Annotated in this window: 11 protein-coding genes; 8 read left to right on the plus strand and 3 right to left on the minus strand. The window is 65.0% G+C overall.

The window, feature by feature from the left end; translation table 11 throughout:
- The first annotated feature begins 61 nt into the window (after nucleotides 1-61).
- A complete protein-coding gene (locus tag DFR49_RS05990; protein ID WP_119034747.1) occupies nucleotides 62-280 on the plus strand; it encodes a hypothetical protein in 219 nt (72 codons plus the stop codon).
- Nucleotides 281-293: 13 nt separating this feature from the next.
- Here DFR49_RS05990 and gdhA read toward each other — a convergent pair whose 3' ends face one another.
- Nucleotides 294-1,643 carry an NADP-specific glutamate dehydrogenase gene (gene gdhA / locus DFR49_RS05995; protein ID WP_119034748.1) on the minus strand — a complete coding sequence of 450 codons (1,350 nt, stop codon included), beginning with the start codon at nucleotides 1,641-1,643 and terminating at the stop codon, nucleotides 294-296.
- Between the two features lie 262 nt (nucleotides 1,644-1,905).
- Here gdhA and DFR49_RS06000 point away from each other — a divergent pair, with 262 nt between their 5' ends.
- Nucleotides 1,906-4,740, plus strand: a complete 2,835-nt coding sequence (locus DFR49_RS06000; RefSeq protein ID WP_119034749.1) for a TonB-dependent receptor — start codon at nucleotides 1,906-1,908, stop codon at nucleotides 4,738-4,740.
- A gap of 84 nt (nucleotides 4,741-4,824) precedes the next feature.
- Nucleotides 4,825-6,336 carry a tryptophan halogenase family protein gene (locus DFR49_RS06005; protein ID WP_119034750.1) on the plus strand — a complete coding sequence of 504 codons (1,512 nt, stop codon included), beginning with the start codon at nucleotides 4,825-4,827 and terminating at the stop codon, nucleotides 6,334-6,336.
- 18 nt (nucleotides 6,337-6,354) lie between these two features.
- Here DFR49_RS06005 and DFR49_RS06010 read toward each other — a convergent pair whose 3' ends face one another.
- On the minus strand, nucleotides 6,355-7,374 hold the full coding sequence (locus DFR49_RS06010; RefSeq protein ID WP_119034751.1) for a LacI family DNA-binding transcriptional regulator: 1,020 nt from the start codon (nucleotides 7,372-7,374) through the stop codon (nucleotides 6,355-6,357).
- A gap of 204 nt (nucleotides 7,375-7,578) precedes the next feature.
- Between DFR49_RS06010 and DFR49_RS06015 the strand changes: the two genes are divergently transcribed.
- Genes DFR49_RS06015 through DFR49_RS06025 form a run of 3 tightly spaced genes read left to right on the plus strand, consistent with a single transcriptional unit; the run spans nucleotide 7,579 to nucleotide 13,051 of the window.
- Nucleotides 7,579-9,390, plus strand: coding sequence for an alpha-amylase family glycosyl hydrolase (locus DFR49_RS06015; RefSeq protein WP_425454916.1), 1,812 nt, complete (start codon nucleotides 7,579-7,581; stop codon nucleotides 9,388-9,390).
- A gap of 29 nt (nucleotides 9,391-9,419) precedes the next feature.
- Nucleotides 9,420-11,015 carry an alpha-glucosidase gene (locus tag DFR49_RS06020; protein ID WP_245968260.1) on the plus strand — a complete coding sequence of 532 codons (1,596 nt, stop codon included), beginning with the start codon at nucleotides 9,420-9,422 and terminating at the stop codon, nucleotides 11,013-11,015.
- Nucleotides 11,012-13,051 (plus strand): glycoside hydrolase family 97 protein, encoded by a 2,040-nt coding sequence (locus DFR49_RS06025; protein ID WP_211325804.1) that lies wholly within the window; start codon nucleotides 11,012-11,014, stop codon nucleotides 13,049-13,051. Before DFR49_RS06020 ends, DFR49_RS06025 begins: the two co-directional genes overlap by 4 nt.
- A 37-nt stretch (nucleotides 13,052-13,088) precedes the next feature.
- On the opposite strand, the gene DFR49_RS06030 is transcribed toward DFR49_RS06025, so the two are convergent.
- Nucleotides 13,089-14,843, minus strand: a complete 1,755-nt coding sequence (locus DFR49_RS06030; RefSeq protein WP_119035296.1) for a GGDEF domain-containing protein — start codon at nucleotides 14,841-14,843, stop codon at nucleotides 13,089-13,091.
- 490 nt (nucleotides 14,844-15,333) lie between these two features.
- Between DFR49_RS06030 and DFR49_RS06035 the strand changes: the two genes are divergently transcribed.
- Nucleotides 15,334-16,785 carry an integrase arm-type DNA-binding domain-containing protein gene (locus DFR49_RS06035; RefSeq protein ID WP_211325805.1) on the plus strand — a complete coding sequence of 484 codons (1,452 nt, stop codon included), beginning with the start codon at nucleotides 15,334-15,336 and terminating at the stop codon, nucleotides 16,783-16,785.
- A gap of 258 nt (nucleotides 16,786-17,043) precedes the next feature.
- Nucleotides 17,044-17,202 carry a hypothetical protein gene (locus tag DFR49_RS21890; protein WP_170150934.1) on the plus strand — a complete coding sequence of 53 codons (159 nt, stop codon included), beginning with the start codon at nucleotides 17,044-17,046 and terminating at the stop codon, nucleotides 17,200-17,202.
- Nucleotides 17,203-17,225: the final 23 nt, after the last annotated feature.

A 17,225-nucleotide genomic window follows, 5' to 3' on the forward strand; every position in this document is an offset into this window, starting at 1 on the left:
CCTGTTAACGCGAACCGCCCGGTTTTCGCGACTGGCCCGGCGCTTGCGTAACGCTTTGCCGATGCTGCGCAAGATCGCCCGCCTGTTCGTCATCAAGACCAAGTTCGAAGCGTTCCTGGTGATCTACGGCCTCGGGCTCGGCGCGGTCGAGCGCGGGGTCCATTACATGCACCAATATCCGGGGTTCGGCGGCAAACTGCTGTTCGCCGTCTGCCCCATCGCCGTGTTCATGGCGGGCGCGCGCATCCTTGAATCGGTCGAGCGCAACCCCGGAGATTGAGTCTGGGTCGACCCTAGATCACGCCGAGCGCTTGCATCGCCTCGGCCACGCGAACGAAACCGGTGATGTTGGCGCCGAGCGCGTAATTGCCGGGCGCGCCATATTCGTCGGCGGTCTCAGCGCACCGATCGTGGATCCGGCGCATGATCGCCGCGAGCCGCGCTTCGGTCTCATCGAACGTCCAGCTATCGCGTGAGGCGTTCTGCTGCATCTCCAGCGCCGAGGTGGCGACGCCGCCCGCATTCGCCGCCTTGGCCGGCCCGAACAGGATTCCAGCTTCGTGGAACAGGCGAATGGCATCGGGGGTGCTCGGCATGTTGGCGCCCTCGGCCACCGCGATGACGCCGTTGTCGACCAGGCTCTTCGCGTCCTTGCCGGTCAATTCGTTCTGCGTCGCGGAGGGAATCGCGACGTCGCACGGCACGTCCCAGATCGACCCCTTTTCCGAATAGACGGCACCGGCCCCCTTCGCCTCGGCATAAGCCGAGATGCGCTCGCGGCGAACCAGCTTGGTCTCCTTGAGCAGGTCGAGATCGATTCCATTGTCATCGACGACGAATCCCGACGAATCCGAACACGCGATCACCTTGCCGCCGAATTCGTGGATCTTCTCGATCGCATAGATCGCGACATTGCCCGATCCCGATACCACGGCGCGCCGACCGTCGAAGCTGGTGCCCTTGGTGCGCAGCATCGAATCGACGAAATAGGTCGCGCCGTAGCCGGTGGCCTCGGTGCGCGCGCGCGAACCGCCGTAGGTCAGCCCCTTGCCGGTGAGCACTCCGGCTTCGTAACGGTTGGTAAGCCGCTTGTACTGGCCGAACAGATAGCCGATCTCCCGCGCGCCGCAGCCGATATCGCCGGCGGGAACGTCAGTATATTCGCCCAGATGCCGGTAAAGCTCCGTCATAAACGACTGGCAAAAGCGCATAATTTCTGCGTCGGAGCGGCCGCGCGGGTTGAAATCGGAGCCACCCTTGCCCCCGCCGATCGGCAGCCCGGTCAAGGCGTTCTTGAAGGTCTGCTCGAAGCCGAGGAACTTGATGATCCCGACGTTGACCGACGGGTGGAAGCGCAAGCCCCCCTTGTACGGCCCCAGCGCCGAATTGAACTGGACGCGGAACCCCCGGTTGATGCGGAAGCGCCCCTTGTCGTCGATCCAGGGCACACGGAAGATAATCTGGCGTTCGGGCTCGCAGAGCCGCTCGATGAGGGCGCGGCTCATGTAATCGGGATGTTTGGCGATCACACAACCGAGGCTTTCGAGAACCTCTTCAACTGCCTGGTGAAATTCCACTTCGCCCGCATTGCGTCGTAATACATCTTCGAACACCGGAAGGAGTTTCTCGTCAATTTTGGGCATTCCGGCTCCTCGATAAGCGTGCGATCTGCCGGGGCTAATAGCCGAACCGACGACAAAAGCACGAAAACCTTTTTCGCGGGCGCACCAAAGATGGAATGTTACGCGAAAGCCACGCCGTGCGCACCGTTATCGCCCGTGGGCATGTGAATACGTATGTGCCTTCCTTCCCTGTACTGCCGATGCGGGACTAATCGATCCTCCTGTTCGACCGTGCCCCAAGGCTCGGCGAGGGCGCGAGATTGCGCGAAATGGGGAGGCATCAATGATTTTTCGCACCACCACCGGTCATTCGGCCCGCACGCGGTTCGCGCTGAGCGCCAGCCTGCTCGCGCTTGGCGGCGCCATCGGCGTCATGCTGCCGGCGACCGCCTTCGCGCAGGAAACGCCCGCGACCGCACCCGATACCGGGCAGGACGACAGCGGTGACGGCGGAATCGTCGTCACCGGCATCCGCGCCTCGCTCGCCTCGTCGGCCGCGATCAAGCGCCGCTCGACCCTGATCGTCGACTCGGTGTCGGCTGAGGATGTGGGCAAATTACCTGACGTTTCGATCGCCGATTCGCTGGCGCGGTTGCCCGGCGTCACCGCGCAGCGCCTCGAAGGCCGCGACCAGCGCCTGTCGATCCGCGGGCTCGGCCCCGATTTCTCGACCACGCTGCTCAACGGCCGCGAGCAGGTGACCGTCGGCGACAATCGCGGCGTCGAATACGATCAATATCCGTCCGAATTCTTCAAGAACGTCAACGTCTACAAATCGGCCGATGCGTCGCTGATCGCGGCGGGCATCTCGGGCACGGTCGACCTCAGGATGCTACGCCCGCTCGAACGCGGCGAGCGTGTTATCGCGCTGAGCGCGCGCGGCCAGATGAACGGGATCGATAACCTCAACCCCGATTCGTCACGTTACGGCTATCGCGCCTCGGCGACCTATGTCGACCAGTTCGCGGGCGACACGCTGGGCATCGCGCTGGGCATATCGGCGGCGCAGACCCCGTCGCAGGACGAGCGTTACAACACGTGGGGCTATTCGGGCAGCGGCACCGCCGACGACCCTTATGTGCTCGGCGGCGCCAAACCCTATGTCCAGTCGAACATGCTCAAGCGCTACGGCGCGGTCGCCACGATCGAGTGGCAACCGTCGGACAGCTTTCATTCGACCTTCGACGCGCTCTATTCGCATTTCGAGGAAGCGCAGCACCTGCGCGGGATCGAATTTCCGCTCGGCTTCTCCGATCCGACCAAGAGCAACATCGTCGTCGACAACGGCTTCGCGACCGCGACGACGTTCGACAATGTCTACGCGATCCAGCGCAACGACTATAACAAGCGCAAAGCCGAGAATTTCTCGCTCGGCTGGAACAACGACCTCGCGTTGACCGATACGATCCGCCTCAACGTCGATGCGAGTTGGAGCCATGCCAAGCGCACCGACTTCCTGCTCGAGACGCAGACCGGCAGCGGGTTCATGAAGAGCGGCCCCGGCGACACGGTAACGGTGACGCAGAAGGGCAACGGCACCTACACGATCGTGCCGACGCTCGATTACACCGATACCGGCATCTTCACGCTCACCGACCCGCAAGGCTGGGGCAATAACGGCACGCAGCAGGTGGTGCAGGCGGGCTTCCTCAACCGGCCGAGCTTCAAGGACGACCTGAAGTCGCTGCGCGCGAGCCTCAACGGCGAGTTCGCGGGCAGCGTGGTGAGCGGCTGGGAAGTCGGCGCCAATTTCAGTCGACGCAAGAAGACCAGCGCCTATGCCTCCTATTTCCTCTGCCCGACCGGCGCCGGCGAGAATTGCACGGTCGCAAGCGGGACGCCGACCAGCGCGCCGGTGCCCAGCGAAGCGCTGCTCGGCGAGAATATCCCGCTCGATTATCTGGGCATCCCGAAGATGCTCACCTGGGATCCGCTCTATATCTACAACAACGCGTTCGATCGCGCGTTCGACAACCGCCCCTCGTCGCTGGTGCGCGACAACACCGTCACCGAGAAGGTCTGGACCGGTTATGGCAAGCTGACGATCGACGGCGTCGTCGGCGGCAAGAACCTGAAGGGCGCGATCGGCGGCCAGGTGATCCACAGCGAGCAGCGTTCGGACGGCCAGATCGCGAGCGTGCTCGACGGCGTCGTCACGATCGCGCCCGCCGACCAGACGGTGAGCTACACCAACTTCCTGCCGAGCGCGACAATGTCGCTCGAGCTGATCCCGAACGGGTTCATCAAGCTCGGCGCGTCGCAGACGATGGTACGTCCGCGGCTCGACCAGGAACGCGTGACGCAGGACGTGGCGATCAACATCGCCAACATCCAGGAGAACAACCACGACCCCGCGCTCAACCCGGTGTTCAGCTCGACGGGCGGCAACGTGGCGCTGCGCCCGTATCAATCGACCAACATCGACGTGTCGCTGGAGAAATATTTCCCGGCCGGCGGCTATGTCGCACTGACGGGCTATTTCAAGCATCTGACCGACTTCGTCGACCCGAACAACAAATACGCCTACGACTTCTCGTCGCTGCTCGGGGCGCTGACACCCGCGCAGCAGGCGATCGTCACCCGGAACGGGTTGACCACCGGTGTGGTGAGTGCCCCGGCCAACACCGGGCGCGGCGAGATCCTCGGCATGGAAGCCACGCTCGACCTGCCGTTCCGGGCACTCACCAGCGCGCTCGACGGGTTCGGCGTTTTCGCGACCGGCAACTACACCTATTCGAGCATCAAGTTCGCCAACAACCCGATCGAGGCGATCACCTTGCCCGGGCTTTCCAAATGGACCGGCAGCGGCACCGTCTATTTCGAGAAATGGGGCTTCGAGGCGCGCGCCAATTATCGCTACCGCTCGTCGTTCCTCGCCGAAGTGGCGGGCCTTTCGGCCAACCCGACGTATCGCACCGCGCGCGCCGAGGGCATTCTGGATGCGCAGATCGGCTACGAATTCCAGAGCGGCCCGCTCAAGGGGCTGTCGGTGCTCGCGCAGGGCAAGAACCTGACCGATCGGCCGTTCATCACCTATCAGAACGGCGATAGCCGGCAGGTGATCGATTACCAGCGCTACGGCCGCGATTATTATATCGGCGTTTCGTATAAGTTCTGACGGCTCCCACCTGACGCCGCTGCCTCGTTTCGGGGCGGCGGCGCCTTCGTTGGTGCGGGATGCGCGTTGGGATAGAGAACGGTGATGGAGAAGCCCCCTTATACGATCGTGATCGCCGGCGGCGGCACAGCGGGGTGGATGACTGCGGCGGCGCTCGCGCGGTTCCTGGAGCGCGGCTATCGGATCCGGCTGGTCGAATCGGAGGCGATCGGCACCGTCGGCGTCGGTGAAGCGACGATTCCGCAATTGCGGCTCTATCTCGACGCGCTCGGGATCGACGAGGACCATTTCGTCCGCACGACGCACGGCACCTTCAAGCTCGGGATCGAACTCGAAAACTGGCTCGGCGACGGGCATCGCTACATGCACGCGTTCGGCAATGTCGGGCGCGACGTGGGGCTGATCGCGTTCCAGCATTACTGGCTGCGCGCGCGGCAGATGGGCATTGCCGCCGGCCTCGATCGCTATGCGCTCAACGAGCTGGCGGCGCGCGCGGGGCGGATGCACCGCGGCGGCCCGATCACTGCGCCCGCCATCCCCTCGATGCCCTATGCCTTCCATTTCGACGCGAGCCTGTTCGCCGGGTTGCTGCGCTGCTTCGCCGAGGAGCGCCGTGTCGAGCGGACCGAGGGCCGGATCACCGAGGTGATGCGCGACGGCGACAGCGGCGACGTTGCGGCGATCCGGCTCGACTCGGGGGAGAGAATCGCGGGCGACCTGTTCATCGACTGCACCGGCTTTCGCGCGATGCTGATCGGCCAGACGCTCGGCATCGATTACGAGGACTGGACCCACTGGCTGCCGTGCGACCGTGCGATCGCGGTTGCTACCGCGCCGCTGGCGGACCCGCCGCTTTTCACCCGCGCATCCGCACGAAAGGCCGGGTGGCAATGGCGGATCCCGCTCCAGCATCGCACGGGCAACGGGCTGGTCTATTGCAGCAGCGCGATCTCCGACGACGACGCGGCGGACCTGCTGATGCACCATCTCGACGGTGCGGCGACGGGCGATCCGCGCCTGCTGCGCTTCGCCGCCGGGCGGCGGCGCGAGGGATGGCACCGCAACGTGATCGCGATCGGGCTGTCGAGCGGGTTCCTCGAACCGCTCGAATCGACCAGTATCCACCTGATCCAGTCGGCGATCTCACGCTTGCTCAAATTGCTGCCCGGCCATGCCAGCGGTGCCGCCGATCGCGCCGAATACAACCGCCAGACCGATTTCGAGATCGAGCGTATCCGCGATTTCCTGATCCTCCATTATCACGCCAATACCCGCCCCGAGCCGCTCTGGCAGGCGTGCCGCGCGATGACGCTGCCCGACAGCCTTGGCGCCAAGATCGCGCTGTTCGCGGAAAACGGACAGATCGTGCGCGAGCATGAGGAATTGTTCACCGAGGTCGGCTGGTTGCAGGTGCTGATCGGCCAGGGGATCAGCCCCAAGGGCTATCACCCGCTCGCCGACCAGATCGGCGACGACGATCTGGCCGAGTTCATGGAGACGATCCCGCTGCTCTACGAGCGCGAAGTTGCGCAGATGCCGAGCCACGCCGATTTCATCGCGCGGCATTGTGCGGGAGCTATGGCTCGAAAGGGATAAGCGCCTTCGTCGCGGCGGTCAGGTCGAACGCCGCACCACGAGCCGGGGCGGCAGCAGCATCGTATCGGTCGGCTTGCGATTGATCTGGCGGATCAGCGTATCGACCAGCATTTCGCCCGCGCGGTGATAATCCTGCGCTACCGTCGTCAGCGGAGGATGGCTGAGGCTGGCGGCAGGAAGATCGTCGAAGCCGATCACCGCGACATCGTCGGGTACGACCAGCCCCGCCTCATCGAGCGCGCGCAAGGCGCCGATCGCGATCATATCCGACGCCGCGAAGATCGCGTCGAAGGCGAGATCGCGATCGAGCAGCCGCCGCGCCGCTTCGTAGCCCGAATCCTCGATCGTCAGCGCATCGACCTGGAACGCCGGATCGACCGGCAGCCCGTGCTGCGCCTGCACCGCGCACAGCCCGCGATAGCGATCGCGCAATTCGGGATAATGGCCCGATACGTCGCCGAGAAAGGCGATCCGGGTGCGGCCGTGCGCGATCAGATGCTGCGCGGCATCGCGCCCACCCGCGACATTGTCGCAACCGATCGTCGTGCCGATCGAATCGCCGTTGACCGCGCCCCAGCGCACGAAATGCGTGCCCTGGCGGATAAGCTGTTCGAGCCGGGCGCGATACAATTCGTAATCACCATAGCCAAGCAGGATGATCCCATCGGCCTTGCGGCTGTCCTCATAATCCATGTGCCAATCGGACGAGAGCTGCTGGAACGAGGTGAGCAGATCGTAGCGCCGCGCGGCGCAGGTGCGCAGGATCGATTCGAGCATCGACAGGAAGAACGGATTGATCGCCGAGCCGTCGGGCGAAGGATCCTCGAAGAACAGCAGCGCCAGCGTATTGCTCTGCCCGCGGCGCAGCGCCGAGGCGTTCTTGTCGACCGCATAATTGAGCTGGCGGGCGATCGCCTCGACCCGTTTGCGCGTCGCCTCGCTCACCGTGCGATCGCCGCGCAGCGCGCGCGAGACCGTAGGCTGCGACACGCCCGCAAGTGCCGCGATATCGAACGACGTGGGCTTGTCTATCGACATCTATCGCGTTTCCGGCCGGCGGTGCCGCCTCCCCTGCTGCTGGTGCGTGCAAGCCTATCTGCCCGAGCGGCAAGAGGAAAGCGACGGGTGAATATGCCGGTGAATACGTATGCCGGAGGCTTGGATTCCCGCGCCCGTGCTTTCAAGACGGGCATCACGGGCCACCCGCATGTGGGCGGCGTACGAAAAACGGGGAGGCGTGTCTTGTCGGTTCGAGCGATCCTTGGCGGGCTGCTGCTTGCCGCCACCGTGCCGGGGACGGCCGCGGCGGACGATAATGCCTCCTATCGCGAACGGTTGCCTCAGGATGAGGTGATCTATTTCGTCCTTCCCGATCGCTTCGCCAACGGCGACCCCGCGAACGATCGCGGCGGGCTTTCGGGCGATCGGCTGACGACCGGTTATGACCCGACCGACAGCGGTTTCTATCATGGCGGCGACCTGAAGGGGCTGACCGACAAGCTGCCTTATATCGCCGGGCTGGGCGCGACGGCGGTGTGGGTTGGCCCGATCTTCAAGAACAAGCCCGTGCAGGGGCCGAAAGGCCAGGAATCGGCGGCCTATCACGGCTATTGGATCACCGATTTCACGACGGTGGATCCGCATTTCGGCACCGAGGACGATTTCCGCCGCTTCGTCGATGCCGCGCACGCACGCGGGATCAAGGTCTATATGGACATCGTCGCGAACCATACCGCCGACGTGATCCAGTATCGCGAGTGCGGCGCGTGCACCTATCGCAGCATCGCCGATTATCCGTATCAGCGGCGCGGCGGCGTGAACGGCGCGGCGATCAACGCCGGTTTCGCGGGCGACGACGTGCAGACCGCCGCCAACTTCGTGACGCTGACGCGCCCCGATTACGCCTATACGCCGTTCGTCCCCGCCGCCGAACGCGACGTGAAGGTGCCAGCGTGGCTCAACGATCCGATCTATTACCATAACCGCGGCGATTCGACCTTCGCGGGCGAAAGCTCGACGATGGGCGATTTCGTCGGGCTCGACGACGTGATGACCGAAAATCCACGCGTCGTGGCGGGGATGATCGAGATCTACGGATCGTGGATCGACCGGTTCGGTATCGATGGCTTCCGCATCGATACCGCGCGGCATGTGAACCCCGAATTCTGGCAGGCGTTCGTCCCCGCGATGCTGGCGCGGGCGCAGGCCAAGGGCATCCCCCATTTCCACATCTTCGGCGAGGTCGCCGATCCCGACGTCGCCGCACTGGCCCGGCATACGCGGGTCGACAAACTCCCCTCGGTGCTCGATTTCGGTTTCCAGCGAGCGGTGGAGGAAACCGTCGCGGGCAACGCCGGCACCGATAGATTCGAGGCGCTGTTCGCGGGCGATTCGCTCTACGAGCACGGCTTCGCCACCGCCGTCACGCTGCCGACCTTCACCGGCAACCACGATCACGGCCGCCTCTCCACCGCGGTGCGCAAGGCGTTCCCCGACGTCAGCGACGACGAGGTATTGAAGCGCGTCGAACTCGCCAACGCGATGATGCTCGCCCTGCGCGGCGTGCCCGCGATCTATTCGGGCGACGAACAGGGGTTCGTCGGCGACGGCGGCGATCGCGACGCCCGCGAGGATATGTTCGCGAGCAAGGTCGCGAGCTACAACGACAACCGCCTGCTCGGCACCGACACCACCACCGCGACCGACCATTATGGCGACACCAACCCGCTGTTCCGGCAGATCGCGGCGCTTTCGGCCGTGCGCCGCGCACAACCGGCGCTGACGCGCGGGGTTCAAAAGCTGCGCGCGGCGGGTGACGCGCCCGGCCTGCTCGCGATCTCGCGGTTCGATCCCGAGACGGGGCGCGAAATCCTGCTCGCGTTCAACACGTCTGCCCAACCGCTTGCCGCCAATGTCGAGGTTGAGACCGGCTCGACTGCCTTCGCCCCCCTGGCAGGCGCTGGATGCGCCGCGGCCACAACGGCGCCGGGCAGCGTACGCGTGTCACTCGCCCCGTTCGGTTACGCCTTCTGCGCCGCCGAGGTGGGCGAGTGAACCACGCCTCTCCGATAGCCGGTAACGCTGTGGCGACGGCGCGAGAATGGTGGCGCGGCGCCGCGATCTACCAGATCTATCCGCGCAGCTTCGCCGATTCGAACGGCGACGGGATCGGCGACCTGCCTGGCATCACCACGCATCTCGATCATGTCGCGCGGCTCGGCGTCGATGCGATCTGGCTGTCGCCTTTCTATACCTCGCCGATGGCCGATTTCGGTTATGACGTCGCCGATTACCGCAATGTCGATCCGATCTTCGGCACGCTCGCCGATTTCGACGCACTGGTCGCCCGCGCGCACGCGCTGGGGCTCAAGGTGCTCATCGATCAGGTCTGGTCGCACACCTCGGACCAGCACGAATGGTTCCGATCGAGCCGCGCGGGCCGCGACGGGCCGCACGCCGACTGGTACGTGTGGGCCGACGCCAAGCCGGACGGCAGCCCGCCCAACAACTGGGCGTCGGTGTTCGGCGGACCGGCATGGCGCTGGGACGCGCGGCGGCGACAATATTACCTGCACAATTTCCTGAGCGCGCAGCCGCAACTCGATGGGCGCAACCCGGCGGTGCAGGAGGCGCTGCTCGATGTCGCGCGGTTCTGGCTCGACCGCGGCGTCGACGGCTTCCGGCTCGACGCGATCAACTTCGCGATGTGCGACCCCGCGCTGCGCGACAATCCGCCCGCGCCCGACGATGGCCATGTCCGCACCCGGCCGTTCGATTTCCAGCGCCACCTCCACAACCAGAGCCAGCCCGAGATCGCCGATTTCCTCGCCCGGCTGCGCGCCGTGTGCGACAGCTACGGCGAGCGCTTCACCGTCGCCGAGGTCGGCGGCGCCGAGGCGCATCGCGAAATGGTGCGCTTTACCGCACCCGGCCGGCTCGACAGCGCCTATGGCTTCAACTTCCTCTACGCCGACAAACTGACCCCCGCGCTGGTGCGCGACGCGATGGCCGACTGGCCCGATACGCCGGACATGGGCTGGCCGAGCTGGGCGTTCGAAAATCACGATGCCCCGCGCGCGATCTCGCGCTGGGCGGCGCCCGAACAGCGCGGCGCGTTCGGGCGGATGAAGATGCTGCTGCTCGGCGCGCTGCGCGGCAACATCATCCTCTATTATGGCGAAGAACTGGGGCTGACCCAGGTCGACATTCCCTTCGAACACTTGCGCGACCCCGAGGCGATCGACAATTGGCCGCTGACGCTGTCGCGCGACGGCGCGCGTACCCCGATGCCGTGGCGCGCCGATGCCCCGCGCCTCGGCTTTTCGGACGGCGCGCCCTGGCTGCCGCTGGGCGGCGACCATGATATGCTCGCGGTCGATCGGCAGGATGCCGATCCGGGCTCGATGCTCGGCTGGACGCGGCAGGTGCTGACGTTGCGCAAGGCGCACGCCGCGCTGCGCCACGGCGCGATGCGCATCGACGAAGCCGGCGACGCCTTGCTCGTGTTCGAACGCACCGCCCCCGACGAGCGTCTGCTGTGCGTGTTCAACCTGTCGGCGGCGGCGGCAAGATGGGTCAGGCCCGCCGCGAGCCGCGTGCTCGCCGCGACCGGAAGCCATGCCGACGATCTGCTGTCACCCTATGCGGCGATGATCGTCGCGCTCGAGGAACCCGAATGATGCGCACCCCCACCCGCCTCGTGACCGCCTTCGCCGCGCTGATGCTCGCGCCGCCCGCACTGGCGGACGTAATCGCCACCGCCGCCTCGCCCGACGGCGATATCGTCGTCACCGTCAGCATCGATGGCGACGGGCGGCCGATGTATGCGGTCAGCCGCGACGGCAAACCGGTGATCACCGACAGTCGATTGGGATTCCTGTTCACCGACGCGCCGAAAATGGAGCGCTATTTCAAGTTGATCGACGCGAGGACGGCCGCCAGCGACACGCGCTGGGAACAGCCGTGGGGCGAATGGAAGACGATCCGCGACAATCACACCGAACTGACCGTGCGGCTGCGTGAAGCCAAGGATCTCGAGCGCGAGATGGATGTCGTCTTCCGCATCTTCGACGACGGCGTCGGCTTTCGCTATGTGTTGCCCGAGCAGCCCAACCTCAAGACCGCGCACATCGCCGACGAATTGACCGAATTCGCGGTCGCGGGCGACGGCACCGCCTGGTGGATCCCCGGCGGCGAGTGGAACCGCTACGAATATCTCTACAACAAGACCCCGATCAGCAGCATCGCGCAGGCGCACACCCCGCTGACGGTGAAGCTTCAGGACGGCACCCACATCGCCTTCCACGAAGCGGCGCTGGTCGATTATTCGAGCATGTGGCTGCGCCGCGTCGAGGGCACCAGGCTGAAGGCGGTGCTCGCGCCGGGCGCGACGGCGGCCAAGGTGACGCGCACCACGCCGTTCGCAACGCCGTGGCGGACGATGATCATCGCCGACGACGCGGCCGGCCTCTACATGAGCCATATCGAGCTTAATCTGAACGAGCCCAACAAGCTGGGCGACGTGAGCTGGGTGCACCCGGGCAAGTTCAACGGCGTGTGGTGGAACATGATCAAGGGCGACTGGAGCTGGGCGACCGGCCCCAGGCACGGCGCCACCACCGAGCATGTGAAGAAATACATCGACTTCGCCGCCGCCAACAACATTCGCGGCGTGCTGGTCGAGGGCTGGAATCCGGGCTGGAACGGCGATTGGCTGGGCCACGGCAACGATTTCGACTTCGCAACGCCGACCGCCGATTTCGACGCCGACGGGCTCGCCAAATATGCGGCCTCGAAGGGGGTTCACCTGATCGGACACCACGAGACCGGCGGCGCCGTCAGCCATTACGAAAGCCAGCTCGACAAGGCGTTCGCCTTCGCCCAGGCGCATGGCGAGGAAGTGGTGAAGACCGGCTATGTCACCGATGCCGGGCAGATCGAGCGCGTGCTCCCCGACGGCACGACGGTGCGCGAATGGCACGACGGCCAGTGGATGTCGAACCACCATATCCGCGTGCTCGAGACGGCGGCGAAATATCACGTCTCGATCGACAGCCACGAGCCGATCAAGGATACCGGCCTCAGGCGCACCTACCCCAATTGGGTCGCCCGCGAAGGCGCACGCGGGATGGAATACAACGCCTGGGAGGGCAAGAATCCGCCCGAGCATGTCGCCAACCTGATTTTCACGCGGATGCTGTCCGGCCCGATGGATTACACACCGGGCGTCCTCAGCCTGACGGGGTCGGACGACAGCCCCATCCCGTCGACGATCGCGAAGCAGCTCGCGCTCTATGTCGTGCTCTATTCGCCGGTCGTGATGGCCGCCGACACGCCCGAGAATTACGCCAGATATCCCGGCCCGCTCCAGTTCATCCGCGATGTGCCGACCGACTGGTCCGACACCCGCGTGCTGGGCGGCGCGGTCGGCGATTACGCCACGATCGTGCGCAAGGATCGCAACAGCGACGACTGGTATCTGGGCAGCGTCACCGACGAGGATGCACGGACGCTGTCGATCCCGCTTTCCTTCCTCGATCCGGGCCGCACCTATCGCGCCGAAATCTATCGTGACGGGCCGGACGCCGATTACCGAACCGACAAGCGGCACTCGATCGCAATCGAGAAACGACAGGTGACCGGCAAGGACACGCTCACCCTCGCGCTGGCACCGGGCGGCGGCCAGGCGATCCGCTTCGTGGCGCTCGGCAAATAGAGTTTGATCCACTGGCGTGGAAGCGGCACCGGCCCGCTCAGCTTGCGAGCTGGGCGATGATGCGATCGGTGGTGAAGGTCGGCGTATCGCCAGCGGCATCGATATCCTGGACGACGACGCGGTCTCTCCCGCCCTGTTTGGCCGCATACAGCGCCGCATCGGCGTGACGGTAGAGCTGCTGGAACGAGCACGCGCCGCGCGCCTGGATGGCGCCGATGCTGACGGTCACGGCACGATCGCCGATCGCCGCGCCGTGATCGAGCACCGCCAGTTCCTGCCGCACGCCATCGACGAAGCGGATGAGCGCGAAGCCGTCGATCCCGACGATCGCCAGCGCGAATTCCTCACCGCCGAGCCGGGCGACGGCGCAACTTGGGCTTTCCCAGCGCTGGAGACGCTGGGCGATCTTGCATAGCACGATATCCCCCGCCTCGTGCCCAAAGGCGTCGTTGACCGACTTGAAGCGATCGACGTCGATCAGCAGCAGCGCGGCCGGCGCATCGGCCAGGCGGCGATCGCCGAGCAGGGGCGTGGTGCGTTCGATAAAGCCGCGGCGGTTATGCAGGTTCGTCAACGGATCGCGACCGGCAAGCTCGCTTGCCCGCGCCTCGGCGGCGCGCGCATGGTCGCGCTCCACCCGAAGGCGCGCGAGCCGCCGCGTCGTCGCGATCGACAGGAACAGCGTCTGAAGCGCCGCTGCGAACAGGACCAGCACCTGCGCGCCGCCGCCCCACAGGGCGCTACCGACATCGACGACCTGCGTGAGGCCGAGCGCCGCCATCGGCACCGACCACGCCATCGCGACGTCGCGCGCATCGGGGCTGCGCCGTCGCCAGGCCCATCCGAGGACCAGTGCGACCGCGGCGAGATCGACGAGGACCAGCAGCCCGAGCACATCGCCGATCCAGTCGATCGCGGCATCGCGCACCAGCGCGGCGGGAATACCGTAGACACCGATGCCCAGCCCGAGCGCCACCGTGGCGACCGATGCCCAGCGCGGCAGGATCGACCGCTCGACCGAGGTCACCGCGCTGACCGTCGCGGCGGTGATCGCGATACAGGCGAGGAAGGTGCATATCTGAGCCGCGGCGGCGCCGGCGAGCCCGGGCATTACGATCAGTTCGAGTTGCGACCAGATCGTTCCCCAGACGAGCACGCACGCCGCCCAAACGCCGTGCCAGAGCAGGAACTGACGCCGCACCGCGAGCGCCAGCGACAGATTATAGACCGCGCCGACCAGTAGCAGCGTCAGGGCGGCGCCGATCAGCGCGGCCAGCATTGCCGATTGCGCCCCCGCTTCCGCATTGGTGACGATGCGCATGCGCAGGAGCTTGTGGCTCGCGACATGATCGAAGCGCATCGTGATCGAGACGAGCGGCACATCGCGCGACGGCGCCTCGAATGCGACCTGGCCGCCGACCCGCCAGCGCGTGCCGAACGCGCCGCTCGCCACCCGTTCCCACGCGACATGGCCGTCGGCATAGGTGAAGGCGACCGCGAGCCGATCGAACCGGCTTTGATGAACCATGAGCGCGACATCGCTGCGATCAACGGGCAGAGGACGCAGATCGGCGCGCAGCCAGAGGCTGCCGCGCTGGTAGTCCGCAGGCGCGCCACGACAGGCGAACGGCAGGGTCGGCAGCGCCGAATCCGCGGTTCCCGCACCGGTCACCGCATGACACAGCGTGTCGAAAGGCAGCGGCTCAGCCGCGGCAGGGGGCGACAGCAGGGCGCCGGCCACGGCGACCAGCGCGCATATCAGCCGGATCGCGACGATCCGATATCCCCTCATTTCCAGCACGATACCCGCGCGATGCCAGCTTTCGGTGAGCAAAGCCTTACCGAACCGAAAATATGTGCCGAGGCCGCGAGAACCGGGCTGACGCAGGGGGGATCTGGTGGTGCGCGCAGGAGAGCGGAGCGCCTGAAAGAGAGCATTCTCGCCCGGAAAACATAAACCCCGGCAAGTCATTGACCCACCGGGGTTTACGTTGGCGCGCCCGGAGCGATTCGAACGCCCGACCCTCAGATTCGTAGTCTGACAACTCATGCACTCCACCGCTATCAGCCCTCTCCTAAGGAGCTTGCAACACTCTACTATACGCCTGATAAATATTCATATTTCTACATATAGCAAGCTCTGGAAAAGACACATGTCCAAACTCGGCACTTTTGGACTGGTGTAAATCAACGTCATAAATACAATTTCAACGTCATAAAAGAGTTTTGACCCGACGATACGCCACGCTATGATGATGCCTCTCGGGCAAGGAGGATTGGTTGTGGCCCGCCGCCAAGCGAAACAGACTGAAGCGACGCCATCGACTAAAGGAGGAAGTCTCCGCTTCCTTCTTACCGACCGCTCCATCGCGCACCTGCCCTACGCTGCGCGCGGCCAGTATTTCGCTTTCGACGAGAAGCTTGCCGGCTTTCACGTCGTCGTCGGCCGGAAGCGGAAGACCTTCATGGTCCGGGGCGATATTCGCGTTGAGGGGAAGCGCGGAGCGACGGTCCGCGTGACGGTAGGCGATTGCAGCAAGATCACCGTCGCCAAGGCCAGGACGGTCGCGGAAGGCTATCTGTCCGAAATCCATCAGGGGCGTCATCCCAGACCCGAGGGCCTGAAGCGGAAGTCGCGCGTTGCCGAACTGGCGGAAGTGCAGCCGGAAAACGAGGTCGCCGCCGACGGCCCGACGCTTCGACAGGCATGGGAACGCTATAAAGCGGCGTTGATCAAGAAAGGGCGCGGCGAACGAACGATCGCCGGATACGAGGACCATGTCGTCCGCGTGCTTAAAGTGTGGCTCGACAAGCCGATCAAGGAGCTTGCGGAAGACCCGGATCTCGTCGCCAGGAAGCATGATGCGCTCACGGAAAGCAGCGGCCCCTATGGTGCAAACGGGACCATGCGGACGCTCAGGGCGATCTACAATCATGCCTGGCTGAAGAACAAGAAGGTGCTGCCCCGCGACAATCCGGTCGATGCCGTCGACTGGAACAAGGAACGACGGCGCAATTCCGGGATGGGCATCGCCGAGCTTCCGGGCTGGTTCACGGAACTTGCCCAGCTCGACAATCCGATACGTCGCGAGTTCCACCTGCTGACGCTGCTATCGGCCTCCCGCACCGATGCGCTTAAAAAGGCGCGCCTCAAGCACCTCAATCTCCGGCGTCGCATCCTCCACATACCGGCGCCGAAGGGTGGCGAAGACCGGGCGTTCGATATTCCGCTATCGCGCGAGATGATCCGCTCGATCATTCGCGTGATCCGGTTCGGTCGTGCTCAGCATCCGGTCGAGGCGCGTCTATGGCTTTTCCCGGCCGAGAGCGAGGCAGGCCATATCGCCAACACCCAGGAGGAGCGCTCCAACCTGTCCAAATGGGGGAACGACCTGCGGCAGACCTATCGAACCCTCGCCACCGTCGCAAAAGTGAACGGTGTCGATTCGAAATTGCTGATGAACCACGCGATTCCCGGCGTGAACGAAGGCTATATTACGCGCGAGAAAATACTTGAGGACCATCTGCGAGAGCAGCAACAGGCGATCACGAATATTATCTTCGGCGCGATTCACGACCTGCACGCGAAGAGTGGTCCGGTCCGCACCTGGCTTCGCCCACGCGCGGCTCAATTCCAGATCGCGGCAGCCGAGGAGACTATGCGAGCCTATGTCCATTTGGATGAGGTTCGTCGCAAGAAAGCTCGCGCGGCGCGCGAAGGGGCATTGATATGAAGCCTCTGCCCGTCACCATCCTCATCGCCGACATCCTCCCGCAAACCGAGGGCGGGCGCTCACGCGACCTTGCACCAACGCAATTTACCATCTGACATGATGCGCCTGAAACATCTCGCCCCCGCGCTCGTCCTGCTCCTGTAGGCGCTTCCGGCACACGCTGGTCCATGCAACTCCCCTGCCCCGTGCCGGCACCCTCTTTTCCAGCGTGGTGCGGCATGTCGGCGACGGCGACGTCTTGTGCGCCGGACCAGCCGGTTGGCCGGATCGCTGGATCGCTGGATCGAGATCCGCATCGCCGACTTCTACGCACCCGAGCTACACGAAGACGGCGGCGAAAGCGTCGTGCCATGGCCGTTTACGACGTTCGCGCGGCGCTGCACGTCATCCTTTATGATCGATTGGCGTCTAGTCTGAATGCACTTTTCGACGAGGGCGCC

Origin of the sequence: Hephaestia caeni, assembly GCF_003550065.1 — a bacterium.
GTDB lineage: Bacteria > Pseudomonadota > Alphaproteobacteria > Sphingomonadales > Sphingomonadaceae > Sphingomonas > Sphingomonas caeni_A.